24 protein-coding genes and 2 pseudogenes are annotated in these 25,248 nt (G+C 42.6%); 8 read left to right on the forward strand and 18 right to left on the reverse strand.

Features of this window, described 5'->3' with window-relative positions; all coding sequences use genetic code 11:
- Positions 1-426 precede the first annotated feature (426 nt).
- Positions 427-4,734 (forward strand): DUF4347 domain-containing protein, encoded by a 4,308-nt coding sequence (locus Q0541_RS10235; RefSeq protein WP_298909109.1) that lies wholly within the window; start codon positions 427-429, stop codon positions 4,732-4,734.
- A gap of 145 nt (positions 4,735-4,879) precedes the next feature.
- Here the strand turns inward: Q0541_RS10235 and rpiA are convergent, their stop codons facing one another.
- The gene (gene rpiA, locus Q0541_RS10240) at positions 4,880-5,587 is read right to left on the reverse strand and encodes a ribose-5-phosphate isomerase RpiA (RefSeq protein ID WP_298909112.1); all 708 of its coding nucleotides are present in this window, start codon (positions 5,585-5,587) and stop codon (positions 4,880-4,882) included.
- A 191-nt stretch (positions 5,588-5,778) separates the two neighbouring features.
- On the opposite strand from rpiA, the gene Q0541_RS10245 reads away from it, so the two are divergent.
- Together Q0541_RS10245 and Q0541_RS10250 are read left to right on the forward strand one after the other, a co-directional pair.
- Positions 5,779-6,258 carry a hypothetical protein gene (locus tag Q0541_RS10245; RefSeq protein ID WP_298909115.1) on the forward strand — a complete coding sequence of 160 codons (480 nt, stop codon included), beginning with the start codon at positions 5,779-5,781 and terminating at the stop codon, positions 6,256-6,258.
- 153 nt (positions 6,259-6,411) lie between these two features.
- On the forward strand, positions 6,412-7,092 hold the full coding sequence (locus Q0541_RS10250; protein WP_298909118.1) for an S-layer homology domain-containing protein: 681 nt from the start codon (positions 6,412-6,414) through the stop codon (positions 7,090-7,092).
- A gap of 34 nt (positions 7,093-7,126) precedes the next feature.
- On the opposite strand, the gene Q0541_RS10255 is transcribed toward Q0541_RS10250, so the two are convergent.
- Positions 7,127-8,422, reverse strand: coding sequence for a hypothetical protein (locus Q0541_RS10255; RefSeq protein ID WP_298909120.1), 1,296 nt, complete (start codon positions 8,420-8,422; stop codon positions 7,127-7,129).
- A gap of 424 nt (positions 8,423-8,846) precedes the next feature.
- Here Q0541_RS10255 and Q0541_RS10260 point away from each other — a divergent pair, with 424 nt between their 5' ends.
- Positions 8,847-9,467: a CP12 domain-containing protein gene (locus Q0541_RS10260; protein WP_298909179.1), complete on the forward strand. Its 621-nt coding sequence runs from the start codon at positions 8,847-8,849 to the stop codon at positions 9,465-9,467.
- Between the two features lie 68 nt (positions 9,468-9,535).
- Here Q0541_RS10260 and Q0541_RS10265 read toward each other — a convergent pair whose 3' ends face one another.
- The 10 genes and pseudogenes from Q0541_RS10265 to Q0541_RS10310 form a co-directional block, all read right to left on the reverse strand.
- Positions 9,536-10,651, reverse strand: a complete 1,116-nt coding sequence (locus Q0541_RS10265) for an LptF/LptG family permease (protein WP_298909122.1) — start codon at positions 10,649-10,651, stop codon at positions 9,536-9,538.
- A gap of 305 nt (positions 10,652-10,956) precedes the next feature.
- A complete protein-coding gene (gene lptB, locus Q0541_RS10270) occupies positions 10,957-11,685 on the reverse strand; it encodes an LPS export ABC transporter ATP-binding protein (RefSeq protein WP_298909124.1) in 729 nt (242 codons plus the stop codon).
- A 28-nt stretch (positions 11,686-11,713) separates the two neighbouring features.
- Positions 11,714-12,208 (reverse strand): LptA/OstA family protein, encoded by a 495-nt coding sequence (locus Q0541_RS10275; RefSeq protein WP_298909127.1) that lies wholly within the window; start codon positions 12,206-12,208, stop codon positions 11,714-11,716.
- 231 nt (positions 12,209-12,439) lie between these two features.
- Positions 12,440-12,832: a DUF309 domain-containing protein gene (locus Q0541_RS10280; protein WP_298909130.1), complete on the reverse strand. Its 393-nt coding sequence runs from the start codon at positions 12,830-12,832 to the stop codon at positions 12,440-12,442.
- The gene (locus Q0541_RS10285) at positions 12,829-13,194 is read right to left on the reverse strand and encodes a ferredoxin thioredoxin reductase catalytic beta subunit (protein ID WP_273762344.1); all 366 of its coding nucleotides are present in this window, start codon (positions 13,192-13,194) and stop codon (positions 12,829-12,831) included. Before Q0541_RS10285 ends, Q0541_RS10280 begins: the two co-directional genes overlap by 4 nt.
- 343 nt (positions 13,195-13,537) lie before the next feature.
- On the reverse strand, positions 13,538-14,701 hold the full coding sequence (locus Q0541_RS10290; RefSeq protein ID WP_298909135.1) for a DUF58 domain-containing protein: 1,164 nt from the start codon (positions 14,699-14,701) through the stop codon (positions 13,538-13,540).
- Positions 14,702-14,792: 91 nt separating this feature from the next.
- Positions 14,793-14,894, reverse strand: a pseudogene (locus Q0541_RS10295) (type II toxin-antitoxin system HicB family antitoxin); the annotation flags it as partial.
- A 118-nt stretch (positions 14,895-15,012) separates the two neighbouring features.
- Positions 15,013-15,192: pseudogene (locus Q0541_RS10300) on the reverse strand (Uma2 family endonuclease); the annotation flags it as partial.
- Positions 15,193-15,306: 114 nt separating this feature from the next.
- Positions 15,307-15,540: a hypothetical protein gene (locus Q0541_RS10305; RefSeq protein ID WP_298909137.1), complete on the reverse strand. Its 234-nt coding sequence runs from the start codon at positions 15,538-15,540 to the stop codon at positions 15,307-15,309.
- Entirely contained in the window at positions 15,524-15,799 is a 276-nt protein-coding gene (locus Q0541_RS10310; protein ID WP_298909141.1) for a BrnT family toxin, read from the reverse strand. The genes Q0541_RS10305 and Q0541_RS10310 overlap by 17 nt, the downstream gene beginning before the upstream one ends.
- Positions 15,800-15,866: 67 nt before the next feature.
- On the opposite strand from Q0541_RS10310, the gene Q0541_RS10315 reads away from it, so the two are divergent.
- A complete protein-coding gene (locus Q0541_RS10315; protein WP_298909143.1) occupies positions 15,867-15,989 on the forward strand; it encodes a hypothetical protein in 123 nt (40 codons plus the stop codon).
- A 98-nt stretch (positions 15,990-16,087) separates the two neighbouring features.
- Here the strand turns inward: Q0541_RS10315 and Q0541_RS10320 are convergent, their stop codons facing one another.
- The 4 genes from Q0541_RS10320 to typA form a co-directional block, all read right to left on the reverse strand.
- The gene (locus Q0541_RS10320; protein ID WP_298909146.1) at positions 16,088-16,498 is read right to left on the reverse strand and encodes a nucleic acid-binding protein; all 411 of its coding nucleotides are present in this window, start codon (positions 16,496-16,498) and stop codon (positions 16,088-16,090) included.
- Positions 16,495-16,755 (reverse strand): DUF2281 domain-containing protein, encoded by a 261-nt coding sequence (locus Q0541_RS10325; RefSeq protein WP_298909149.1) that lies wholly within the window; start codon positions 16,753-16,755, stop codon positions 16,495-16,497. Before Q0541_RS10325 ends, Q0541_RS10320 begins: the two co-directional genes overlap by 4 nt.
- A gap of 86 nt (positions 16,756-16,841) precedes the next feature.
- Positions 16,842-17,804, reverse strand: coding sequence for a CHAT domain-containing protein (locus Q0541_RS10330; protein WP_298909152.1), 963 nt, complete (start codon positions 17,802-17,804; stop codon positions 16,842-16,844).
- Positions 17,805-18,013: 209 nt separating this feature from the next.
- Complete coding sequence (gene typA, locus Q0541_RS10335) at positions 18,014-19,804, reverse strand: translational GTPase TypA (RefSeq protein ID WP_298909155.1); 1,791 nt, start codon at positions 19,802-19,804, stop codon at positions 18,014-18,016.
- 512 nt (positions 19,805-20,316) lie between these two features.
- On the opposite strand from typA, the gene Q0541_RS10340 reads away from it, so the two are divergent.
- The 3 genes from Q0541_RS10340 (at position 20,317) to Q0541_RS10350 (ending at position 22,686) form a co-directional block, all read left to right on the forward strand.
- On the forward strand, positions 20,317-20,904 hold the full coding sequence (locus tag Q0541_RS10340) for a type II toxin-antitoxin system antitoxin SocA domain-containing protein (RefSeq protein WP_298909157.1): 588 nt from the start codon (positions 20,317-20,319) through the stop codon (positions 20,902-20,904).
- A complete protein-coding gene (locus Q0541_RS10345; protein ID WP_298909160.1) occupies positions 20,876-21,253 on the forward strand; it encodes a hypothetical protein in 378 nt (125 codons plus the stop codon). The genes Q0541_RS10340 and Q0541_RS10345 overlap by 29 nt, the downstream gene beginning before the upstream one ends.
- Positions 21,254-21,633: 380 nt before the next feature.
- Positions 21,634-22,686 carry a hemerythrin domain-containing protein gene (locus Q0541_RS10350; RefSeq protein ID WP_298909163.1) on the forward strand — a complete coding sequence of 351 codons (1,053 nt, stop codon included), beginning with the start codon at positions 21,634-21,636 and terminating at the stop codon, positions 22,684-22,686.
- An 81-nt stretch (positions 22,687-22,767) separates the two neighbouring features.
- Here Q0541_RS10350 and Q0541_RS10355 read toward each other — a convergent pair whose 3' ends face one another.
- Together Q0541_RS10355 and Q0541_RS10360 are read right to left on the reverse strand one after the other, a co-directional pair.
- On the reverse strand, positions 22,768-23,952 hold the full coding sequence (locus tag Q0541_RS10355; RefSeq protein WP_298909166.1) for a M20 family metallopeptidase: 1,185 nt from the start codon (positions 23,950-23,952) through the stop codon (positions 22,768-22,770).
- Positions 23,953-24,510: 558 nt separating this feature from the next.
- Positions 24,511-25,074 carry a pentapeptide repeat-containing protein gene (locus Q0541_RS10360; RefSeq protein ID WP_298909169.1) on the reverse strand — a complete coding sequence of 188 codons (564 nt, stop codon included), beginning with the start codon at positions 25,072-25,074 and terminating at the stop codon, positions 24,511-24,513.
- Positions 25,075-25,248: the final 174 nt, after the last annotated feature.

A 25,248-nucleotide genomic window follows, 5' to 3' on the forward strand; every position in this document is an offset into this window, starting at 1 on the left:
GTTCTTTTGGTTTGATTATTCAAATGTATATATTCAATATTGTGTAATAAATTTGTCAATTTATAAAATTCATTTTCAGAAAAGCTATATATTCAAATCCAAATTCATCAATTGCATATCTGGTACAATTCCCAACAAAACTTGAGCAACCGGGTTTATGGTCGGAAAATTGAGGTTTTCAGGTTGAACCAGCATAATACCTGATTTTTGATGCTTATGTTAAATATGAGTTGAGCTGCTTAGTAAAATTACATAGTTTGATTGCTTTACAAAAGTGGCAACTTGCTAGATAATAGCAACGAAAGGGAAAGTAATTAGTAAATATATATATAGTTTTTTAGTTATTGATAGTTGTGTGAAAACCCTGTAATTACAAGGCTGAAGTCAGTTTGAGTTTCCCTCATCACCTAAGCTCAAAGTAAGAAAATGGCAACGCTACATACCTCACACTTGCAAGTAAATCACGCAACTTCCACCTCCAATACCGATAGTATAGTCTTCATTGACATGGCAGTTGAAGACTATAGCGGTTTAGTCAATGGCGTGGTTGATAATACCCGAGTGTTTTTGCTTGACTCGACAGACAACGGTGTTGAACAAATTACGGAAATACTGGGGAGTTACACTGGCGAGAATTTGACTAATATTCATCTTGTCTGCCACGGTGCCCCAGGTTACTTACAATTGGGGAACACGCATTTAGGACTTGATACCCTCGAGGAATACAGCCAGCAACTGCAACAATGGCAGAAAATATTTTTAGCCTCTGCTAAAAGCGATAATCCCTGGAACTTACTCATCTATGGTTGCAAAGTGGCTTTTGGTGATGCCGGGGCAGAATTTGTCGAAAAACTGCACCAACTCACAGGAGCAAATATTGCCGCTTCCTCTAAGCTGATTGGCAATGCAGCATTAGATGGGAACTGGGAGTTAGAAGTTTGCACTGCTGATATAAAAGTAAATCTTGCGTTTGCAGAAACGACGCGGAAAGCTTACGCAGGAGTACTGGCAACGTTCACGGTGAATAATACCGGAGACACGGATGATGGGAATGCGAACAACGGTATTACTACCCTCAGAGAGGCAATTAACTTAGCCAATGCCACTCATGGGGATGATACCATTGCCTTTGGGGGTGTATTCAGTGATACTACCCCAGATGTGATTACCCTCACCTCTGCACAACTGACGATTACTGATGATGTGACTATCTTGGGGACTGGGGCATCGAAGCTAACTGTGAGTGGCAATAATGCCTCCAGGGTGTTTGAGATATCGGGCATAGGAACAGATGCCATGATTGATGGTTTGACCGTTGCTAATGGTAATATCAATACCAATTACGACAGTGGCGGCGGTGTTCGAGTCGATGACAGTGCCATTCTTAGGCTCACTAACAGCACTGTCTCCCGCAATACCGGAGGTGGCCTCTCTAACCCTGGCATCCTCAACCTAACGGGAAGCAGTGTCTCTGGCAATACAGGAACCGGGATCGCTAATGGTGGCTTCCTCGACCTAACGGAAAGCAGTGTCTCTGGCAATGCAGGAGAGGGTATTGCCAACGATGGTACAGTCAGTCTAACTAATAGCAGTGTCTCTAGCAATACAGGAGATGGCATCTCTAATTACGCTTTTGGCGCTTATCATTTAATTTCCTCTGGTTCCCTCAGCCTGACCAATAGCAGTGTCTCTGATAATACAGCATCAGGCATCTCTAACGTAGGCAGCTATCTTAGACTTACTAATAGCAGTGTTTCTGGTAATACGGCAGGAGGCATTTCTAACTCACACCTCTCTGATACATATTTTGATGCCTCAAGTTCAGCAATCTTGATTAACAGTACTGTATCTGGTAATAAGGCAACCTCTAACGGTGGCGGCATCTATAATAACGACACTCTCACCCTTATCAACACCACGATTACCAATAACACAGCTGACTCAAACAGCGATGGTACTGGCGATGGTGGCGGTGTTTTCAACGATGGTGGAACTATCACTGTTGGGAACACCATCATTGCAGGCAACTTCGATAAATCCACCTCCGCTAATATCTACCCTGACGTGGCTGGAAGCTTTAGTGACTCTGGCAATAACCTGATTGGTAATAACACTGGTAGCACTGGATTGACCACCACCACCCTGGTTGGCAGCAGTGCCAACCCGATTAACCCCAAACTCGGTCCTCTACAAAATAACGGCGGTGCAACCTTTACTGATGCAATACTGCTCGGTAGTCGCGCTATTAATGCAGGCAATAATTCTCTAATTGCTGGTAGTATTAATACTGACCAAAGGGGCGCTGGATTTAACCGAATATCTGATGAGACGGTGGATATTGGTGCTTATGAAGTCCAGCCCCTCACAACTAAGCCACCTATTAATACTGACACAGTAGTGACTAATACTAACGATTCCGGAGCAGGATCGTTGCGGCAGGCTATTCTCAATGCCAATGCTACTGTTGGGGCAGATACGATTACCTTTGCAGGCGTCTTCACCGATGCCACCCCAGATATCATCACCCTCATCTCTGGGAAATTGACGATTACCAATGATCTAACTATTTTGGGAACTGGGGTATCTAACCTCACTATCAGTGGGAATAACGCCTCTGGCGTGTTTGAGATATCAGGTACAGGAACAGATACAAGCATTAATGGCTTGAAAATTGCTAATGCTAAAGATGCTTTTGGTAGTATTCTGCTCAATAGCAATGCCAGCCTCAGCTTGACCAATAGCACTGTATCTGACAATAGTGGCTCTGTAGGCGGTATCTTTAACAGAGGCAACCTTAGCCTGACTAACACTACTGTCTCTGATAATAGGGGATCGTCACTAGGAGGTGGTATATTTAACAAAGGTACCCTTAGCATAACGGGAAGCACTGTCTCTGGTAATACGGCAGATACTTATGGTGGCGGCATCTTTAACACAGGTAACCTCAGCTTAACTAACAGTACTGTCTCTAGTAATTACCTGCCCACAGAAATCTCTAATGAGCGGCTGCCTGGCAATTATTTAACAAATAGCTACGGTGGTGGCATCTTTAACACAGGCAACCTCAGCATAACCAAAAGCACAGTCTCTAACAGTAGCGCGATCAACGGCGGCGGCATCTTTAATCAAGGCACCTTCAACCTTAACAATAGTACTGTCTCTAGTAATACCTCCTACACAGAGGGCAACGGCATCTCTAACAAAGGCATCCTGACTCTCACCAACAGCACTATTACTAATAATGACATTTCTTCATATTTTAATGGTGATGCCCAGTCTTATGGTGGCAAGGGTAGCAGCGTTTTCAATGACTCTCATGGTAGTGTTATTGTTGGCAACACTATCATTGCAGGCAACTTTGGCTTACAGGGCGACGTTTCCGGCAACTTCACCGACGCTGGCAACAATCTAATTGGCAATAGCACTGGTAGTACTGGCTTTACCACCAGTACCCTCGTTGGCACCAGCGCCAACCCCATTAACCCGAAACTCACCCCGCTGCAAAATAACGGCGGTGCAACCTTGACTCATGCATTACTTGAGAATAGTTCTGCAATTAACGCAGGCAAGAATGCTCTGATTCCAGCAGGGATCACCACTGACCAACGTGGCGCTGGATTTGACAGAATATCTAAAGGTACAGTTGATATTGGCGCATTAGAGTTTAATGGGCTGAATGGAACCAATGGCGCTGATAATCTCGTGGGCAAGAACTATGGTGACATAATTAACGCTCAAGGCGGGAATGATACCATCACAGGGAATCAAGGTAACGACATCCTAACTGGTGGCGGCGGCAAGGATAAATTTATTTACAACTTAGGTGACGGTGTTGATACGATCACTGATTTTGGGGGGTTAGGTAAAGGCTCAAATCCCTCGACAGCAATCGTTAGCGAATTGGATACCCTGAAATTCCAAGGTACTGGATTGACAGCCAAAAATCTGCGACTTACCCAGAATGGTAAGAATCTGGAAGTCACCTTTGAAGGGGTGGCTAATGACAAAGTTATCCTGCAAAACTTTCCTTTAGAAAACCTAGACAACCTATCAACGCTGGGCAATATCCTGTTTGATGGGCAAAGTAGCATTCGTGACAGCTTTGATGTCTTCGATGCCAACTCCACCCAAAGTAGCATCTTCAACAAAAATACAGTCACCTTTCTCAATGACCTAAATAACAATGTCAATGGCTTTGACAACTCAGCTGATGTGATTAATGGTCAGGGGGGTAATGACTACATCAATGGCAAGAGTGGCAACGACCTGTTACGCGGTGGTGATGGTAACGATACCCTGGTTGGTAGTGCTGGTGATGACATCCTAATTGGCGGTAAAGGTAGCAATAACCTCAGTGGTGGTGCTGGTAATGATATCCTGCTTGTTGGTGATTATGATGCTGATTACTCTTCTGATGATCAAGAGCAGAATGATATCCTTTATGGTGGTAGTGGTAATGACCAGTTTATCTATCAAAGCTATAGCACTAATAATATAATCATTGACTTTAATCAGAATGAAGATAAGTTAGTTCTTACTAACGTGTTTAAGAATCGGGGCTACACTGGCAGCAATCCCATCGCTGATGGCTATCTACAGTTTGTGCAATCGGGTACTGCTACAAAAGTTAATTACTCTCCCTATAGTAATGGTGGTTATTTCGATGAGACCTTGGCGACTTTGAATAATTTCACGGCTACAAATCTGGTAGTCGGTACTAACGTCATCGTCTAGCGCTCAGTTATAGCCTGTAGTGAAAAACAGCCATAGCACTGCTACGTCTCTATAAGGGTTTTGGATAAGGCATAATTAATTTCTGGAGATATCTATTGCTTGATTCTGGATTTTAGAAACATCTAAAATCCAAAATCTAGAACTCTTACAGTTGCCGCACTAATGGCTGACCATCTTTGACTTCACCAATCAAAACTAAATCGACACAGTTAACAAAGATACCATTTTCCAAAACGCCGGGAATGTTATTCAATGTCTTTTCTAGGCTGGCTGGATCTTCAATAGAGTCAAATCTGACATCTAAGACAAAGTTCCCTTGATCAGTGATCACTGGGCCAGCTTTTTTTACACCCATGCGGAGTTCTGGTTTACCACCAAGTTTTTTGATGGCATTGGTAACAGGAGTAATTGCCATTGGAATCACTTCCACAGGCACAGCGAAACTAGAACCCAAGCGGTCTACTAACTTACCACTATCTACCACGACGATGAACTGTTCTGCCAGGTAGTCTACGACTTTTTCGCGGGTATGTGCTGCACCACCGCCTTTAATCAAATTCTTCTGCGGATCAACTTCATCTGCACCATCAATGGCAATATCGATGTGGTCGATAGCGTCCAAAGTGGCGAGAGGAACACCATACTGCTTCGCCAGCACTTCTGACTGAAACGAGGTAGGTATACCAATGATATCTTTGAGTTCACCAGAATTGAGGCGATCGCCCAAAAACTGAATCGTATATGCTGTAGTTGACCCCGTACCCAACCCAACGATGGAACCAGATTTTACCAGGGCGGCGGCGGCTTTGCCAACTTCTTGCTTCATCAACTTTACGGGATCTGTTGCTGTCATTCCCAAAACTCCTGAAAAACTGACTATAGTCCATAGTAGTGGGCAGATAACGTCAAAAGATGAAAGGTAAAAAACAAGTTTTTGCTAATTTCTACTTCCTTGATTAGGGACTGACAAAAAATAAAACATCATAGTGTCCGGGACAAAGGAAATGAATAATGTAATATAGTGTATATTAATATACGAAAATTATGAATAAGCCACAGTACACTGCTTCTACTTTTGAGCAACTTTTCGCTGAGATTGCCCCGGAAGTAGCAAATACCTTCACGGTGGAGCAATTAGAAGCGATAAAAAGGGGTTTTGCCTCTCGTGGTCGGACCCGTCATGCTTTAGACATAAGAGTTTCAGTGCCAATTCCCGGATTAAGGTTTTATCTGGTGTTATTAGCAGGTTCAGAACGTCGCTCTAAATTGCGTTTACGCTCTGAAAAAGGTTTATATCCTTTTTGGACTCCAGCCAATATCTTGTTCCTCATCGGATTTCTAATCATTCTATCGGCTTGTGGCTACACTTTATTTTCTTTTGCATTGTCTTCACTTACTCCCATATCTGCCTCGTATTACCCTGCTTCAATTCCTTGGATTGACGATAAATCAGAATGTGAATATACCAGTAGAGTCTGGCATGATGGGAAGTGCTGGGATTCTGAACACAGTCCTAATTTTTAAAATTTCTAGCTACACCCTACGTAGCCGCAGCAACATTGCCCAGTCTAAATTCGTCACTAGTTAAGTTACAGGTTATTAGGAATACCAAACTTCGCCTTAACCTCAATAACGTAGTTTTTTAAATTCATTTAACAGCTAAAAGTGGTTATTATAATGCGTCAGCTTTCAATTACTCTATCTTTAGTGGCCCTACTACAAAACTTACCAGCAATTGCTCAAGCTCAAGTGCCAGAAACTACTTCTGGAATCCCATCTGATTCCATTCAACAGGTAACTGCTGTCAAATGGATGACAAACTTTTCCGATGGCAAGTTTTATCCAGAAAGGTTAGTGAGTAGGGCAGAATTAGCGTCAATTATGGTAAAAGCATTTGGGCTAAATAAAAGACAAGCTGTTAGCAAAGAAAATTTAGCTATTCCAGATGTTCCTGCTTCTCATTGGGCATTTAATGATATACAGACAGTCTTAAAAACTGACATTATGAAAGGCTATCGGGGCAATGAATTTTTCCCTAATCAAAAGGTGACAAGGGCAGAAGCTCTTGCTATTTTCGCCCAAGCTTATGGTGTATTCCAGTTTCCTGATGACGCTGTTAATGAGATTCTGGCTTCACATCCAGATGAAAAGTCTATCCCAGCTTGGGCTAGAAAAGCGATCGCTACAGTGGCTAGTGAGGGATTTCTTAACACAGATGCTCAAGGAAATATTTCCCCATTAAAACCTGTTACCCGTGGGGATATGGCTTATGTATTGAGTAAATATTTGCAACGACAACAGCGACAACCCGAAACACCAGAAATTCCGGTTATTCCAGATAGCCCACAATCTCCTTAACTGAATTTTATTCAGTTAAGCGACGTGTTTAAAATTAGTTTTGACCCGGACTTCTATACTTGTCTCGAATCTGGCGAAGATATAAGGAATTAGACTGTGTTGGTTGCTGCAACACATAATTAGACTGTGGTGGTTGCGTCGGCTGCTGCAAGCCATAATTAGACTGTGGTAGTTGCGTCGGCTGCTGCAAGCCATAATTCCCATAATTAGACTGTGGTAGTTGCGTTGGCTGCTGCAAGCCATAATTCCCATATCCCACAGGGTTTGTTGGGGTGACAACGCCTTGACTCGGAATCTGCCTAGAGTAAGGTGAAATATTACTTGGTGCGGCAGAGCTGACTGGGGGCGTCACTGGTGCTACATTAGGCACTACCTGACCACTATTTAAATTATTATAGGGATTTTGCGGTAAGTTCGTACCCGTTGACGGATAACCTGTACCAGTATTTAACCCATTACTAGGCAATACCTGACCGTTATTTAAATTACTGTAGGGATTTTGTGGTAAGTTCGTACCCGTTGACGTGTAGCCGTTCCCAGCAGTTAACCCACTACTTGGTAGAGAATTCTGATTGGGTAAGCTGTTGATGGGTGGCATTAACGTTGTTCCTGAGTCAGAGACTCGACCCAAGGGATTTGTCTGAGTTGCAGTGATCCCATTGAAGCTAGACGATTTCTGGTTTGTTGATTGGTTGAGTGCTGCTTGCAGAGGGCTGAGGGAGACAGAATTTTGATTTTTTTTGGTTTGATTAGTCAATCCAATACTCAGGCTAGAGGATGTTTGTTCCCCCTCTGTTGGTTCAGATGCTGTATTTAAGGTCTTCAGACCTAGAAACTGGTTATTACTATCAACCGTCCCAGTCCGTAATAAATTTTCTGTTTGGACAACAAAGGGATTTTTCACGGCTGGGGAGGTGTCGCCATTAACGCCTAAACCAGGATTTAATTTGGTATCACTACCAGACTTTTGTTTGTTAATTACATCTTCTAATAAGCTTTTGCTCTTTTTTTCCTCAGTGTTTTCATTAGGAGTATTTGGCGTTAATGAGACAGTTGCTTGATCAAAATCATTAAACAAAACTGGCAGGTTATCAATATCTGCGGCAATAGCTCTGTCTTCTGCTGACAGTGAAGAATCAGCAGGCTGTTGTGAAGCGACTTGGTTTTTTTGCTTATAAACGAAAATATCTGGGTTTGACCAGTATTCCCAGGTTACTAGCCCTACTATAAATAAAAAAATTGCAGTTCCCCAAAAACCAGGCTGCCTTAGATACCATAACCTGGCTTTGAGATAGCGTAAGTAGGCGGGAGGATAATGACGATGTGGCATGGGATTGGTAATTGAAATTTACTCAAAATCGGAAAAACTTGACGAAAGTTGAGAGCGTTGCTGTTTAATGCTTTTGCTTGACTCAACAGAAAATATCTCAACTTAAGTTTGAATGATGATTTCATCCTAACTTCTCCATCAGTTATTAGTCATTACCAATAGACATGTAGTAGCCAAAAATTTACTTTTTAGCGGCTGGAGTCCTTTGGCAAGATTTTCTAGAAAGTTATGGTAATTCATGCTCAGTTTTTGGCTATCGGTCACATTGGATAACATCAGGAGTTGACAACTGGTCTAATTTATTGTTGTGGCGGGACAAAAGTTCAACTTTTTTACTTTCTAGTTAGCAAACTGTGCTGCAATGCTTCGATACGCCTCTGAGGGCACTGTGCTGCACCGTACTATTAACCAGGAGACTACAGCAATGATGAAAGCTGAAGATATCATGACCAAAGATGTAGTTACCATTCGCGGTTCGGCGACTGTTGCTGAAGCGGTAGGGGTGATGAAGGAAAAAGGATTGCGGGCGCTGGTTGTGGATCGTCGCTATGACAATGATGCTTATGGCATTGTTACAGAAACGGATATTGTTTATAAGGTAACAGCCTACGGTAAAGACCCAAAGCAAGTGCGGGTTTACGAAATTATGAGCAAGCCCTGCATTGTGGTCAATCCTGATTTGAGTGTGGAATATGTAGCGCGGTTATTTGCTAACACTGGTATTCATCGAGCACCTGTGATTCAGAGCAAGCTGTTGGGTATCATTTCGATTACCGACATTTTGACCAAAAGCGACTTTGTAGAAGCTCCAAAAGCCCTACTGCTGGAGGAGAGAATTCAAAAAGCCATTGAGCAGGCTCGGTCTATTTGCACCGGACAAGGTGCTTATTCTAAAGCCTGTGCAGCTGCCTGGGATGAGGTAGAAGAACTTCAAGCAGAAGCAGCTCATCAGAAATCTGAGGGTATGGTATCAGCCAAAGTCTCTTTTGAAGAATACTGCAAGGAAAACCCAGATGCACCGGAGTGTCGAAGTTATCATCCGTAATTGAGGTGTGGAGATAAAGAGGAAGGGGGCAAAAGGGCAGAGAGAGGCTCCCCTGTTCTCCGCTTCCTCTACCGTTTGGCAACTCGCATCAATAAAAATAAACCTATTCCTAAAAAAAGAAAGTTCGGCAACCAAGCCCCCATAAAGGGAGAGAGGACACCTGCTTGCGCGATCGCACCACCAATAAAGAAAATTAAGTAGTACGAAAATATAACTACAACGCTAATCCCAAAGCTGGTGCCTCTTCCAGTTCGCTGGGGTATGCTTCCCATAGCTGCACCTACCAAGCCAAAAACTACACATACAAAGGGCAAAGAGATTTTTTGTTGAATTCGCACTTCGAGTTTACGAATTTTTTGGCGATCGCCACCGAGAAGTTCCACTTGTAGTTGATCTAGGGCTTCAGAAATATTCATCTCACCATAATCGCGGCTTTTTTCTGCCAGACTTAATGGCGTGCGCGGTAGTTGCAGTTGTTGGTGTTCAAATCTAACAATGTTGCGATAGGAGCGATCGGCAGCAACAAAATAGATCGTGCCGTTATAAAAATCCCAGACATTTTGAGAAGCATTCCACTGGGCAGATTCTGATACCACAATTTGATTCAGACCTTTTGTTGAGCGGTCTATAATCGTCAAACCTTTCATCTGCTTACCATCAAACTGGTCGGCGTAAAACAAGCGTGTCAATATCCGATTCTTAGAGCCATCTGGCTGGACAGCATCCTGGTATTCAGGATAGAAAATATTTTGCTGTTTCAAAATTGGCTTGTCTGATTTCAGGGCTTTATCCAGAGTCATTGCCGCTTGGTAATTTGCTGCTGGTGCAATTTGTTCATTAAACACAAATGTCATTCCTGTAACCACAAGACTTAACATCACAGCAGTTAGCACCATGCGATAGACGCTTACCCCACAACCACGCAGGGCAATTAGTTCGCTCTCGCTAGAAAGACGACTGTAGGTCATCAAAGTAGCCAGCAACGTAGACATGGGGAAGGCTAAAACAATAAAGTTGGGAAACTTTAACAAAAAAACTTGAATCGCAATGTCTATAGGTAGCCCAGATTCTACGATTTTTCTGATGAGATCAAATACAGCATCAATAGTGACACCAAGTGATGAAAAAGCTCCGACACCAAAGAAAAACGGCGCTAACAATTCGCTGGCAAGGTAGCGATCCATGATCGTAAAAGGCAGCAGCGAATAGAGGTTGTAGAAAGACGTAAACTTCTTTGATATCATAAGCAAAATTAAATAGTTAAATATTCGCAGTTCTAGTGAAGTAAAGTATATCTACTGTATTTATGATCAAAATTTCATTTTAAATAGCTAAAGTTAACTAATAAATTCATGCTTATACCAATTTTTTAGAAAACGGCACAAAATCAAGCTTGGTCAGACTTAGGGCAAAATCCCCAAGTTTAGGAGCAACCTCAGAATAAAAAATCAAAATAGCCTTTTAAATTATTAACTAAATAATTGTTAATTTAGACTTGAAAATTATCCCCTAAATAATATTGCCGCACAAGGGAATTGCCGTAGAGTTCGTCAGTAGCGCCAAAAGCGAGAATTTGTCCCTCGCGCATGATGTAGGCGCGATCGGTGATCGCCAGGGTTTCGCGGACATTATGATCTGTAATTAAGATTCCCATGCCGCGATCGCGCAGTCGGGCGACAATTTGCTGAATTTCTGAGACTGCGATCGGATCAACTCCAGCAAATGGTTCATCCAAAAGTAAAAATTTTGGCCCTTCTTGTCCAGCAGCTAAAGACCTTGCTAATTCTGTCCGCCGTCGCTCACCACCAGAAAGTTGAATTCCTTTGCTATTAGCTAATTTTTCCAACCGAAACTCTCGCAGTAAAGTTGTGAGTCGTCTTGTCCACTCCCATCGTGGCACATTAGTTTGCTCTAGCACTAACAGAATATTATCCTGTACCGAAAGTTGGCGGAAAACACTTGGTTCTTGTGCTAGATAGCCAATACCCAGTCGCGCCCTTTTGTGCATTGGCATTCCCGTAACATCCAGATTACCTAGCCAGACTTTTCCTTGATTAGGTTTTTCTAAACCTGTGGCAATGTAAAAGGTCGTCGTTTTACCAGCCCCATTGGGGCCTAGTAAACCAACGACTTCGCCCTGAGCAACAGAAAGATTGACACGATTGACAATTACTCGCTTGCCATAAGATTTATGAATATTCTCTAAAACAATTTTCATTGTTCGCGCCCTTTCTTGATAGTAGATGCTAATTAGAACGCTTGAATGCTGGTGTCTGTGGAGCAGGTTTTGCAGTTTGTCCATCATTATCTGATTCCTGGATCATGTAGATGGACTCTACCTGACGATTGGATTGGGGTAAGGCAACAAATCGCCCTTGATCAATTAAATAGGTTACTTTCTCCGCCCGGATACTGTTACCGCCCTGTTGCAAAATATAGACATTGCCACTGAAATCAATTCGGCGTTCCTTACTAAAATACTGTGCTTGGGCAGATGTTGCTTGAATTTGGCGAGCCGGATACGACATTTGCACGTTACCGCGAGCAGTGATTACTTGATTTTTGGCGTCATATTCTTGGACATCAGCACGGATAGTGAGGGGGCGATTTTCTCTAGGTGTTTGTGCAGTAGCGGTTTGCAATTGGTTAGGGAAGGCGACGCCCAAGAGTGCAACTGGCAGCATTAAAGCTAATCCAAAGCGACGCATCTGGGATATGGACAATTGATAGCAGGGCATCATAGCAATTGGGGATTCAGGATTTCATTGCATTCTAATTATCTCAAGTACTTTATCCAGAGATGAAATATCCAATCTGGAGTGATTTACGATAACTACTGGCTGAAATAGTGACGCTACCACCAACCTCAAGGTTTCAGGTTATTGGCATTTGAGTGAAAATGACGTAGGCACAATTCATGAATTGTGCCTACCAAGGATTTCGGGCAACGTATAATTAATTTCAACAGATGTCTAATCAGTAGTTAGCAGAATTTTAGGCAAAGATAAGACTTGATTTTCACCCAGATCACCAGCCATAATCAAGTCTTGCCCTATTTGTTGTAATGTCGTCAACAACACTGCGCTCTGACTCAATAGTTCATCTACATCAATACCGCCGTAACTAGATGGGTAACGGCGTAGGCGATTGCTGCCTTCTCCGAGTAGAATTACTGCACCTCGCCAGTTCCGATTCTCCAAATGATATAGTGCTACAGCAATTTGGAGAATGCCTTGATAAAAGGTTTTTTCCGGTTCGCCAGCTTCAATCCATAAAGCTTCTAAAGTGTCATGACAGGCGTAGAACTCACCAGAATTGAACTGTTCTACGCTTTGCCAAAACTCTTGGGGGATGGTTTCGCTCATCCCATGCTGTCTCGTACTTCTTTAATTGTTTCCAGAGAGATTTCTTGTTTTTCTCCAGCAAACTCGTTGTCAGGGGTAAGGAACAACATGCAGTGACACTCTTTGCGTTCTCTCATTGGTACACAGGGACAGTTCCAATATGTGCCGTGAACCTCAGCCTCTTTATCTTCGTAGTGGCGACAGGGACATAAAGGCGCACCCAGTTCATCTTTATGTTTGGCTAGTCCCTCGATCACAACTGCGGTAACAGAAGGTTCAGAACAAAAGTATGTTCCAGTCCGCTTGGCGTATTGTTCGGAAAAATGCCGCATTGCCTCTAGGCTTTTATCGCTGGATTTTGTGTTAGCTTCTGATGAGATCATGTGGATCGGCGACTCATAATTTAAATATTTCTTTGCATTGTACCTCAGCCTCATGTGGGGATTACTGGGTGTTTTTCCCCAACCTTAGCTGCTCAAATTGTTTTACCTTTGCTCAAAGGCTGATATGTCCGGTGTGCTGGGATCAAAGAAAATCTCAGAAATCACAGAAGCTTAATTTCTAAGCTAATCAAAATTCAAGTTGCATCTTCAGGCAGACTTTAAAAGTCAAGAGGTTGATTTATTCTCATCAACAAACGACGCTGTTATGGATCTAAGGGAAGACGCCAAGCGCGATCCTTTTATCAGCCTTATGTCAGGCTTTGTTTTTTGCCGAAAGTATTGATTAATATGAATTTAATGTTTTTTGTAGTTGGGGTTGCAGTGGGCGATCGCTTTCCAAAACTATACCAGGGTGTTCCCAATTGATTACCTCTTGTCCTGGTGGTGAGGAAATATTTGGCCACATTACCCAGCGACTGCCTTGAGGAAGAGTAGAAAGACTCAGGGAGTTTTGAGTCAGCCAAATCAAGGGATAACTTTTAGGAACTACTGAACTGGCATCTTCTAGGGCTGTGGTTGCTGCTAAGGTTTCTAAAACAAAACGCTCACCTTTGATTAAACTTGTTGATGCTGTCCAGAGTTGCACCTGTAATTGCTGTTGCTGTGCATAAAAATACAGTGATGCTGCGGCAATTACTGCTTGTTCAAAGTTTTCTTCTTCCCAATTGCTAGTGCTGTCAAGGGCAATAACTATCTCTTGTCCACCTGTGACTATTTCTAACTCCCGCACCCTTAATTCGCCATAGCGGGCACTAGTCCGCCAGTGAATTAGACGAGTAGGATCTCCGAGGCGATAAGGACGGAGCGATCGCACCAGCCCCGTTGTCGCTGTCTGCAAGGGTCTACCACGAGGATCGCCCCTTTTGCTCTCTTCTTGTCCCATTTCATCTACTAAGGGGCAGGTAGCCAAGGGTAACACTGTGGGATAGACGATCGCTGTGGCAGCACAGTCACGTTGACGGCGACACCAAAACAATCCCAAAGGCGCACCAGAACCCAGTTCGACTGTGTGCCAACGATAGACGCCCCGGCGCTGGGTAGGGTGGTAATATACCCAACGGTAACTGCCTTGGCTAGGAATTGTTTCTATTGCTTTTTGTACTGGTTTCCCTAAGACGAAGGGTAGTATATCCTCGACTTGCAATAAGCTTACAGGCTGTTGTGTCTGATTGCGGATTTCTAATTCCACCGTCAGATCATCGCCGGCTGAGACAGGTTGGATAGGACGGCGGGAGATGGCTAGACCTGTGAGCGATCGCGGCGGTAAGATGGCTGCTACACCCAAAAGGGCAAAACTGATGCCGCTAATGGCGTACAGCCAACCAGCCATCGTATTGATACCTGCGCCAAAAAAACAAATAGCTGTTGCTGCTAGCACCCAACCGCCGTATGCAGGGGTACAAGCGCGAGTTTCTAACCAATTGGTAATGGGTTTGATGATTTTCATGTTTCTTTTTTAACCCAACACCACCTGAAATTCACAGTGTCTCAGGGGTTTGCCAAAAAAGCAAAGCCATAATAGTAGTATTTATGAAGCGTCAAGCAATTTGAAGCGTGCTGGGTTCAGGGATGGATTCGCCTTCTGCTTGCCAATTTTTCAAGTACATTTGAATTACTTCTTAGCTATTATGAATAGCTTCACAAAATGCAGATTTTTTAATTATTGCAAGTTGCTGTCAAACTTGACGCTGTAACCAAGCAAAGACTTCATTAACAGAGAGCGTCAAATTTAAATCTTCTAACACTGGTAATATATCTTGCCCCTAAACGTTTTTGCAATAAGCTGTGTTTAGCCCCTCCCATTGGTTTCTGAATTGCATCTTTGTTAATATATTCCCAAGCTGGTGACTCCTCAATGTATGGAAGTTTTAAGAACTCCTCTAGAGTCCTGCTTTCTGGAACTGGAATTTTTCCTTGCGTCAACCCAATATTTTTCATAATTCGGTTACAAGCAAAAGCGGGTCAGGCATTGGAACAAGTAGTTTTTCAACAAGTCAGCTTTCACAATTTCACTTTCCTTGCGTTTGGCTTTACGAGCCGAAATGATCTCGATTATGTTATTGTGTTGGGCTGCTGGCGTTGAGCAACCTGAATTAACAACCTCAATGCGTCATTCACCGCTTCATCGTTGGGAAAAGCTTGGGCAACATCGGGGTCTAAAAGCACTAAGTTGGTTTTTTTACGATATCGCTCAACATATTTACCTCTAATCCCCCCTTTCATTTGAGCTAAGTCGTACTCAGGACGTAATTCATCTTCCATTTCGTTTTCAACTTCCTTCTTCATAAAACCTCTTCTCTTGGCGAGTAGCTTTTCTAGCGCTAATAATTCGTATCTTTTCCTCTCTATCAGTATGTGCAACAACTAAAAGTTGTTCAAACCTAGATAAGCCAATAATAACGTAGCGACTTTCTCTAACGGAGTGGTCAGGATCAGGGAAAGTTACAGATAGCGGGTCATTAAATACAGTTGCAGCTTCCTGAAAAGAAACACTATGCTTCTCAATGTTTAGTGTCGCTTTGTCTGGATTCCATTCAAATTCCATTTACAAGTTTCTTTGCCTTTCCCTTCCAGAGTTTAACAGGCTGTTGAGCAAAAGCTAGGACATAGCGATGTCTACGACGGGCGTAGCTGCAATACTTGGCTTGTGCCGTGATGAAATTAATATGCGATCGCACTGTGAATCTCTACTGCTAAGAAAGCGATCGCTTTCTGTAAGAATGCCTGTTGGCTAACGATGTCTACAACGGGCTATGCTTACGCGCAGTTCATTCAAACGCACATACTGGCGTTGCTAAACCTCATCTAAATCGTGATTTGGTTACTTATTGCTTCAGACTGAAATAATTTCAAAGCTGTCTTGATGACCAATTCGATAAAACAAGAAATCAGAATCGAGGGTGAGAATTTGACGATACCCTGTCTTTTCAACCGTCAAAACCAACGTAGCATCTGCTAAATCCATTGGGCGATCGCAATATTGTTCCATCAGTGCCAACAAACGGTTGTAATCACTCTCCTGAATATCGTAAACGGTCAGCAGTTTATTTAAAAGAAGCTGCCCCAACTGTTTTTGCATTTGCCAGCCGCCACGATGCAGGGCAAGATACATGGCTTTTGTCAAGCATGACCAGGTTGTAACGAGAGGTTTTGCCAAACGCATCACTGCAATTTTATAAGCATTGTGCTGAGGCTGAGTAGGATCTACCAGACAAAGCAGAACTCCTGCATCACACAGGATCATAGCTCTAGCCCTTGTTGCCGATACTTGTTGAGTAGGAGTTGCTGATAGTTGTTGACTGGTTCAGGTGGAGATACGTCTAAGGAATCCACAGCCTCAAACCATTGTGACCATTTTCCCACAAGCGTTTCATCAAGCTGACTGTCAGCAATTTTAACTTGATGTTTGTGGATAACAAAATCAATGAAATCGGTCACTTCTTGCAGGAGTGGTTCGGAAAGTTGCTGCAATTTTGCGATCGCAGTTTCACGAATAGTCATGATAATTGCCTTTTTCAGTCATCTTCATTATAGGTTTAAACCCTTACAAGAAAAGACTTGCAGAATTTTTTTACTGCTGGCTATATTCAACTTTTCCTTCTCTGGATAAGAACTGGCGTTAGATGCTCAGGAATACCCTGTAGTTTAATCTGAACACACCCAAATTTATACGCCCTCTCAATTGTACAGCCTGCGCCTAATGCTTGGTAAAAACCCATAGCAAAGGCTATAGCAGCGTTGTCACTAATAGCTTGATTCATTCCGATGACGTAATCAATGTGTTCTGAAATAGCATTTGCCTGAATTTCTGAATAACAGGAATTCAATAACACACAACTTATTTGATCGGTGAATTGCTCAAATAATGCTGCCAATGCGTCGGGCATGATTGGGTGAATTTCCCCTACTCGATTTTCAAAACATAGGGAACCACTTGCTGTACCATGACCGGAAAAATGTACGATATGCGGTTGTATATCCAGTAAGGCTTGACTAATATCTGTTGGTCGCACAGACATCCTTTGATTTAGTTTAAATTTTTCTCTCAACTTGGCTAACTGAAGTCTTTCTTGAATTTCTCTTAATTCCTCGCCGATACGCAGCTTAGAAGCATTGGTTGGGTCAGATGTTAATAGAAGGATTGAAATTATTGCAACCGTTTCAATTGTATTTACAGTTTTTTCTGGTAGCGGATCTTCACTAATCACATCTTGAATGAGTCTCTGTGATACTTGAGAGCATTCATCAAATAGAGCCTGCTCTACCTGACTTATCTCTGTATAACTGATCAACTTCTGCGCTTTCCAATATTCCAGTAAATTCAGAATTAGTTTTCCAACGATATTGTTAGGCTCTTGATCCCAAAATGCTCTCAGACGGTTAGCTTTAGAACAACTTGCATAAGCATATTTACCATCGTATATATCAATATTTGTACTTTCTACAATAAATTCTTGAAATGTTCTGTTTGAAAAATCAAGTACATACCCATTACTCATTTTTAGGAGTTTTTCTATTTTTTTCTTTTCGACACTAGATAAATTAGACATTCTCAATAAGGACAAGCAATTTTTACAGAACAGATAGAACTGAGGGAATAAACAGTATAACTTTTACGACACAGGAACTTTCCACCTAATCGGCAAATTTAGGGTAGTTATACAAAATGTGTAACAATAATTTCTAAAAATTGGTAGAACTAACAAAATAAAAAGCCCACTGATGTGGGCTTTCTAAATCAATTAAGTTATTGCTTTACTTAGCGCTTCGCCAATTTCTTCGACATCTTCCGCAGACGAATCGATTGGGGTGTAACTTCTACCAATTCATCGGAGCCAATATATTCCAAAGCACGTTCTAAGCTCATGTCTATCGGTGCTTGCAGTTGTACCAATTCATCGCTACCAGCAGCGCGGTGATTGGTTAACTGCTTGGTCTTACAGATATTCAGTTCCAAATCTTGGGGACGATTGTGTTCTCCCACAATCATGCCTCTGTAAACCCTTGTGCCAGGAGTAATAAAGAATGCTCCTCTATCTTCGGCGTTTCTCATGGCGTAGAAGGTAGAAACACCCTCTTCAAATGAGATTAAAACGCCTTTGTTCCGGGCTTCAATGTCGCCACTGAGTTGACGGTAGTCTAAGAAGCTGTGGTTCATGATGCCTTCGCCACGAGTCATCCGCATGAATTCACCTCGGAAACCAATCAATCCACGGGCGGGAATGACAAACTCTAGTTGGGTGCGATCGCCATTACCTGGTTGCATATCTTGCATTTCGCCTTTGCGTTGTCCCAGGCGTTCAATACAGCTACCCACACCATCAACAGGAATGTCTAACACCAAGAGTTCATAAGGTTCGCAAGGTTGTCCGTTGACTTCGCGGTAAATTACCTGTGGCTGAGATACCTGAAACTCGAAGCCTTCCCGGCGCATGGTTTCAATTAAGATACCCAGGTGGAGTTCTCCCCGACCGGAAACGAGGAATTTATCGGGAGAATCGGTTTCTTCAACACGCAAAGCAACGTTGGTTTCAAGTTCGCGGAATAGGCGATCGCGCACTTGTCTTGATGTTACCAACTTACCCTCTTGACCAGCAAAGGGCGAATCATTCACACAGAACGTCATTTGCAAGGTTGGTTCATCCACTTTAATTAGTGGTAAAGCTTGCGGTTCATTGGGGTCAGTAATCGTTTCCCCAATATAAGCATCAGCGAAACCAGCCACCGCGACAATATAACCTGCGGTTGCTTCTTCCAGGTCTACCCGCTTCAGCCCTTCAAAGCCCATCAACTTGCTAATTTTACCCTTGACAATGGTGCCATCTTCTGTTACTAAAGCTGCTTGTTGTCCTGAGCGGATAGTACCGTTGTGAATTCTGCCAATCACAATCCGTCCCAGATATTCAGAATAATCTAGGGTTGTGACTTGCAATTGCAGAGGCTTAGTGCTGTCGCCTACTGGTGATGGAACGTGTTGCAGAATTGCGTTAAAAAGAGGTTGCATATCTACTGATTCTGCTTCCAGGCTTTCTTTGGCAAAACCTGCCATACCGGAGGCAAACAGATAGGTAAAATCACACTGGTCTTCATCTGCCCCTAATTCCAAGAACAGATCCAATACTTTATCGACAGCAACGTGAGGGTCAGCCTGACCACGGTCGATTTTATTGATCACAACGATGGGGCGCAGCCCTTTTTCTAAAGCTTTTTTAAGGACAAAGCGTGTTTGGGGCATGGGGCCTTCGTTGGCATCGACAATCAGAAGACATCCGTCAACCATGCCGAGTACTCGTTCGACTTCGCCACCAAAGTCAGCGTGTCCAGGAGTATCAACAATATTAATTAGTGTTTCTTTGTAGCGAACCGCCGTATTTTTGGACAGGATAGTAATACCCCGTTCCCGTTCTAGGGCGTTGGAGTCCATAACGCAATCCGGAACGTCTTCGCCTTCGCGGAAAATGCCGGATTGTTTGAGGAGTGCGTCAACCAGGGTAGTTTTACCGTGGTCAACGTGGGCGATAATGGCGACGTTGCGAATTGGGAGCGTCATAGAAACTTTTGGTGAACTCTAGAGGGGGTTTTGAGATTTACATTTGAATGCTAGGCTTTTGTAACAGAATTAGGTATCATTAGCAAAACTCTGTAAAGAACCTTTAACAATTCTAGCGTAATCGTCACAATTGCGGTGAGGTTTGTCAAGGCTGCATTGCGATCGCCTGAGTACACGTCACCGTAAAAGCGGTTCGGAAATATTGAAACTTGATGTTGGGTTTCACTACCCTCCGAGAAATTACCCTTTGGCTGTCTACGTTCTACTCAACCTGCGAATGATTAAATTTCATCCCCTTTTTGTGCTGTCTCGACCAAACTAGAAATAAAGGGTGAAGACAAGTAGGGCAAACAGCGGGAGGATTAACCGTAAATGTTGATGTAGTGGACTAGCAGATTGATTTTTAATAGTAAAAATGTACTAATTTAAGAGATTTCAACTAAAATAGTAAGTGTAAGTGACCGTTAAAAATAGCTAAGATAGTTAACCAATCTTAATTTGCGAGTCTGATTATGATTGATTGTCTAAATGTGGCTCGCTACTTCATCGTCAGAGCTTACGAAGACAGTATAGAAGCAGAAATGACCAATATGAAGGTTCAAAAGCTTCTGTATTACGCGCAAAGCTTACATTTGGCGATGTATGATGAGCGATTGTTTGAAGAAGAAATACAAGCATGGCGCTATGGCCCTGTTTGTCCTCCGGCTTACAGATTTTACAGTGAATTTGAAGCTAAACAATTACCTATTCCTAGTCAAGAATTACTGTTAGAGATGCCTGAGGATAAGAGACAGCTTCTAGAAGAAGTATGGGAATATTTTGGTGGCTACCATGCTTATCAACTTAGTGGTATGACCCACTTGGAGTTTCCTTGGAAAAAAGCGCGTAAAGGTTTGCTACCTGAAGCTAGCTCAACTGAGCCAATTCTTCTTGAAGACTTGAAAGCATTAGGACATCAGAAACTAGACCAAATAGAGCGTGACCATCCTGCCTATCAATTTGTAATGCAGGAAATTTTAAAGGACGCTTGTACTTCGGAATCATCAACTCGTATTCGGAAAGGAGAAGTGCGTGACTGGCTCAACTCCCTTCTCGATTGAAAAATCCGATAATTTCAACCGTTCTTTCAAAAAACTTGCAAAAGCTTACAGGTCAGATTTTGTTGAGTGTATCGTAGAAGTTTTGGAAGATTTAATTGAGGATCAATATCCCATCAATTCTCGTAACGAACCTTTACCTAGAAAGATTGAATTAGCTCAAGGATGGTCATTTCACAAGCTAGAGTTGAAGGTATCCAAAGGCGCTTCGGGGCAAATTAGATTAATGTATTTAGTCAATACAACTGATTGTGTAATCAAGCTTGTGTGGATTTATAGCCATGAACAATTTGAAAAACGCCCTACTGAGGTAGATTTAAAGAAGGTTCTTCAGGAAATCTTAGATTATTAATAATATTTGATTTTTTTGATTTTAGTAGCTAGGTATAAATCAATTAAAGTTTGTAGTAAGGACTTTAGTCCTGATAATTGTTGTTTTGAGCGATGAATCACTCAGTACGAACTATAATTTTATTTTATGCTTAATTATACCTACCTACTTAAGATATATAGTTCTAGAAAACTAGCATTAAAATGTTATCCGCCTAGAGATAGAATACAGATTTAAATATTATCTATCTAAAAGTATAATCACATAATTTGTAACTAAAAGTATTGTTTTTCTACCCATAGTTGTGAGAGCGATCGCTCAAAAGAAAGAGGGAATATCCCTAACCTCTATGTCAAAGTTATATCAGTTAAGAATTATGAACACTGCCGAGGGGAACACGGATGGTAGCTACTTTAGATGATACGAAACGCAATGCTATTGCTCTGAAATTAGCAGACCTGAAAGCACTCCAACAATTAGTCATTGAAAAAGAGCAACTCTTTTTGAAAGAAGGACTCAATGCCGAAATTGCTGATCGCATCCGAAATTTTATTAATGATGATGAAAAAAATCTTGGCGTTCTGGAAACTGTGATTGGTCAGTATGGCATTCAGGCTGAACCAAGAAATATTGTGAGAGAATTCATTGAAAAATCGAGAGAATTGTTCAAAAGTTCTGAGTTAAGCCTGTATGACAAAGTATCTCAGCATGAATTGCTGAAACATCAACTAGTAACCACTGGGTTGATAATTCACAAGGCTGCTCAAAAAGTTGGTGCTGACGTTTTGCTAGCGATCGCACCTTTGAATACCGTTAATTTTGAGAACCGCGCTCACCAAGAACAACTCAAAGGTATTTTAGAAATTATCGGTGTCCGCGAACTCACTGGACAAGATGCAGATCAAGGAATTTGGGCACGTGTTCAAGATGCTTTGGCCGCAGTCAGTGGTGTGGTAGGTAGTGCTGTTACCCAAAGCAGCGACAAAAAGGATATAAATATCCAAGATGTTATCCGCCTCGATCATGGCAAGGTAAATACCCTATTTACCGAACTCCTGCAAAGCGACAATCCACAGAAGATCCAAGAGTACTTCGGTCAAATTTATAAGGATCTAACTGCTCACGCCGAAGCTGAAGAGGAAGTCGTATATCCAAAAGTACGTCCTTTCTACGGCCAAGATAACACTCAAGAATTGTATGACGAACAAGTCCAGATGAAGCGGGTGTTAGATCAAATTAAGGCTATCAGCCCTTCTTCATCTGAATTCAAAGATCAAGTTAGACAGCTTATGGAAGCTGTAGGCGATCATATTCGTCAAGAAGAAAGCACAATGTTTGCTACCATCCGCAACAACTTGAGCACTGAGCAAAGCGAGCAACTGGCTACTGAATTCAAAGCTGCTAAGACCCGAATTCAACAAAAGTTAGGTGTTGTTAATGAAGCGAATGTGTAGGATGCTTTCGAGCTTTCTATATCCGCTAAAAAAGGTTAGCTAAACAAAAACTCCCAGCAGATGAGCGCTGGGAGTTTTTGTTTAAAAATTTTGCTGACAGTATTTATAAGCCGCATAGGCCATAGTCACAACCCCGGTAATAATAGCAGATTCATCAACTTCAAATTGGGGATGGTGTAATGGGTGGTTAATGATTCTTTCTTTGTAGCCTACACCTAAGCGAAACATCGAACCGGGGGCGTGTTCCAAATACATAGAAAAATCTTCAGATCCAAGGGAGGGTTCGAGTAAAACTTGGACGCGATCGCTACTCCAAGCTTCTTCGGCGGCTGATTGCAACAATTGTGTCAGGGTGTAATCATTTTGGACGCTGGGTACGCCTTGACAATAATTGACTTCATACTTTGCCCCGTAAGTATGGCAGATATTAGATACAATGTTTTCAATCCAGTTGGGGAGATCGGCACGGGTTTCGGGATGGAGCGATCGCACGGTTCCTAATAACTGTACTTTATCTGCAATTACGTTCGGCGCTTTGCCACCATTAATCTTCCCTATGCTCAATACTACAGGACGCAAGGCATTTTGTGTCCGGCTGATAGCTTGTTGCAGTGCAGTAATCACTTGGCAAGCAATCCAAATCGCATCAATCGCCTCATGGGGACGCGCTCCGTGCCCAGATTCTCCCATAATCAGAATCTCTAAATTATCAGAGGCGGCTGTCAATGCTCCGTAACGCACACCAATAGATCCTGCGGGTATAGAAGGGAAAACATGAACCCCTAATACAGCCGAGACGTTTTCCATCGCCCCATCTTTCATCATCCAGTTTGCCCCTTGAGCAATTTCCTCGGCTGGCTGAAATAAGAACCGCACTTTACCACCCAACTCGTTTGCCACTTGAGACAGCACCATCGCTGTTCCTAATCCGACTGTGGTGTGGACATCGTGACCACAAGCGTGCATAATACCCTCTGCGCCAGAGGCGTATTCCAAATTAGTGCCCTCTTGAATTGGCAAGGCATCCATATCGGTACGAATTGCCAATAAACGGTCATTTTGGCTAGTGCCTTGCAGTTCTCCAATGACGCCCGTTTTGCCAACTCCCTCTTGTACATGCAGACCACTGGAAGACAAAACACCAGCTACATAGGCCGCTGTTTGGTACTCCTGACCGCTGAGTTCTGGATGAGAGTGGATGTGGCGGCGAATTTCAATTAAGCGAGGCGCTAATTCTGCTGCTAAGTCTTTAATACGGGTAAGCATCGATTTAATTAATCTATAGGCTTTTTTCCCATGATAAAGAAATGTTAACAAACAAAATGCTTTTTGCCATACAACCATAAGTGAAGGATGAAGCAAAGGGGCAGGGGGGAGGAATAATTACTCATGACTTAGGCAGTGAAAACCTGAAACCTTGATCCCCCCTTAAAAAGACTACTGTGTATACACAAGTCTCTCTCGACGCAATTTATGGTTTATCGAATAGCCCAATCAAACCTCACCCTGCTTTTGCTATGCAAAACCTGTCCCTCTCCTTGGTAAGGAGAGGGATTAAAGTCAGGACAGGGTGAGGTTTTAAAGGATTTTTAGGTAATCAGATAACTTGTGTGTACACAGTAGCTTAAAAAGCAGGGAACCAAAGAGCCAACTTTTTAAGGGCGTTGGCGGATCTCTTGTGCGTAAGTCGTATTCCTAACTCCTAACTCTCTAATAACGCCACTTGCTTCTCCCTTAGGAGAAGCTCTTGCTAGCAAGATCCCCGCAGGGGTACAAGCCGGGGAACCCGGACAACGCAGTGGCTCCCCAATCCCCCATTGCTAGTTATTTTGAATAGCAGGTTGTGCCTCGAGTATTTTCGGGTTGGAACTCGTTACATTCTCTGGGATTTTGACGCTCTAACGACCAGCCATAGGGCTTGTCGGAGGTGACAACACCATTAGCTAGAGTTGTTAGTCGGAAGTTAGCCCCTCGAAAATTAGTAAACTGCAATTTGGTATCTTTTAAGTTTGCTGCTTCCAAATTGGCGCTGATCAAACCGGCATAAGACAGATCGGCATTTTCCAGGGATGCTGATTTCAAATTTGCTCCTGTTAAGGAAGCACCACTGAGATTCGCCGAATTCAGAATCGCACCTTCTAAATTTGCACCGGTGAGATCGGCATTCGTGAGATTAACTTGAGATAATGTAGCGCTGCTCAAGTCAGCCCCTCGCAAATTTGCTCCAGTTAGATTCAGTCGAGTTAGGTCAGCACCACTCAAATTACACCGGGGACAGGCACTTGTTGCCTTCAACTGATCCAAGTCTAGCTGATTTAAGGCAAGGGCCTGCTCTGCAAACCCAAAACAAGCTAACAGGACGACGGTAGCAACAATTTTAAGTTTCATATTTTACAGATATTTACAAAAATGACAATTTACGCACATTGCATACTGTCATACTTAATAATATGCTTCCCAAAAGAACAACAGGGATGAAGCATTGATTAAGAACCTGTGAAAATAGTATAAATTCTGATGGTAAGACTACTCAAACTGAAATATAGATTATAGAATCGAATC

The organism is uncultured Nostoc sp. (assembly GCF_937863485.1).
GTDB lineage: Bacteria > Cyanobacteriota > Cyanobacteriia > Cyanobacteriales > Nostocaceae > Nostoc.

What these genes read in the sequence shown, in the direction of transcription:
- rpiA (WP_298909112.1), bottom strand. Translation starts at nt 5,587, where the DNA reads ATGACAGCAACAGATCCCGTAAAGTTGATGAAGCAAGAAGTTGGCAAA.
- Q0541_RS10275 (WP_298909127.1), bottom strand. Translation starts at nt 12,208, where the DNA reads ATGATGCCCTGCTATCAATTGTCCATATCCCAGATGCGTCGCTTTGGA.
- Q0541_RS10250 (WP_298909118.1), top strand. Translation starts at nt 6,412, where the DNA reads ATGCGTCAGCTTTCAATTACTCTATCTTTAGTGGCCCTACTACAAAAC.
- Q0541_RS10350 (WP_298909163.1), top strand. Translation starts at nt 21,634, where the DNA reads ATGGTAGCTACTTTAGATGATACGAAACGCAATGCTATTGCTCTGAAA.
- Q0541_RS10355 (WP_298909166.1), bottom strand. Translation starts at nt 23,952, where the DNA reads ATGCTTACCCGTATTAAAGACTTAGCAGCAGAATTAGCGCCTCGCTTA.
- Q0541_RS10325 (WP_298909149.1), bottom strand. Translation starts at nt 16,755, where the DNA reads ATGACTATTCGTGAAACTGCGATCGCAAAATTGCAGCAACTTTCCGAA.
- Q0541_RS10260 (WP_298909179.1), top strand. Translation starts at nt 8,847, where the DNA reads ATGATGAAAGCTGAAGATATCATGACCAAAGATGTAGTTACCATTCGC.
- Q0541_RS10285 (WP_273762344.1), bottom strand. Translation starts at nt 13,194, where the DNA reads ATGATCTCATCAGAAGCTAACACAAAATCCAGCGATAAAAGCCTAGAG.
- Q0541_RS10310 (WP_298909141.1), bottom strand. Translation starts at nt 15,799, where the DNA reads ATGGAATTTGAATGGAATCCAGACAAAGCGACACTAAACATTGAGAAG.
- Q0541_RS10330 (WP_298909152.1), bottom strand. Translation starts at nt 17,804, where the DNA reads ATGTCTAATTTATCTAGTGTCGAAAAGAAAAAAATAGAAAAACTCCTA.
- typA (WP_298909155.1), bottom strand. Translation starts at nt 19,804, where the DNA reads ATGACGCTCCCAATTCGCAACGTCGCCATTATCGCCCACGTTGACCAC.
- lptB (WP_298909124.1), bottom strand. Translation starts at nt 11,685, where the DNA reads ATGAAAATTGTTTTAGAGAATATTCATAAATCTTATGGCAAGCGAGTA.
- Q0541_RS10340 (WP_298909157.1), top strand. Translation starts at nt 20,317, where the DNA reads ATGATTGATTGTCTAAATGTGGCTCGCTACTTCATCGTCAGAGCTTAC.
- Q0541_RS10280 (WP_298909130.1), bottom strand. Translation starts at nt 12,832, where the DNA reads ATGAGCGAAACCATCCCCCAAGAGTTTTGGCAAAGCGTAGAACAGTTC.
- Q0541_RS10290 (WP_298909135.1), bottom strand. Translation starts at nt 14,701, where the DNA reads ATGAAAATCATCAAACCCATTACCAATTGGTTAGAAACTCGCGCTTGT.
- Q0541_RS10245 (WP_298909115.1), top strand. Translation starts at nt 5,779, where the DNA reads ATGAATAAGCCACAGTACACTGCTTCTACTTTTGAGCAACTTTTCGCT.
- Q0541_RS10305 (WP_298909137.1), bottom strand. Translation starts at nt 15,540, where the DNA reads ATGAAGAAGGAAGTTGAAAACGAAATGGAAGATGAATTACGTCCTGAG.
- Q0541_RS10360 (WP_298909169.1), bottom strand. Translation starts at nt 25,074, where the DNA reads ATGAAACTTAAAATTGTTGCTACCGTCGTCCTGTTAGCTTGTTTTGGG.
- Q0541_RS10315 (WP_298909143.1), top strand. Translation starts at nt 15,867, where the DNA reads ATGTCTACGACGGGCGTAGCTGCAATACTTGGCTTGTGCCGTGATGAA.
- Q0541_RS10235 (WP_298909109.1), top strand. Translation starts at nt 427, where the DNA reads ATGGCAACGCTACATACCTCACACTTGCAAGTAAATCACGCAACTTCC.
- Q0541_RS10320 (WP_298909146.1), bottom strand. Translation starts at nt 16,498, where the DNA reads ATGATCCTGTGTGATGCAGGAGTTCTGCTTTGTCTGGTAGATCCTACT.
- Q0541_RS10265 (WP_298909122.1), bottom strand. Translation starts at nt 10,651, where the DNA reads ATGGATCGCTACCTTGCCAGCGAATTGTTAGCGCCGTTTTTCTTTGGT.
- Q0541_RS10255 (WP_298909120.1), bottom strand. Translation starts at nt 8,422, where the DNA reads ATGCCACATCGTCATTATCCTCCCGCCTACTTACGCTATCTCAAAGCC.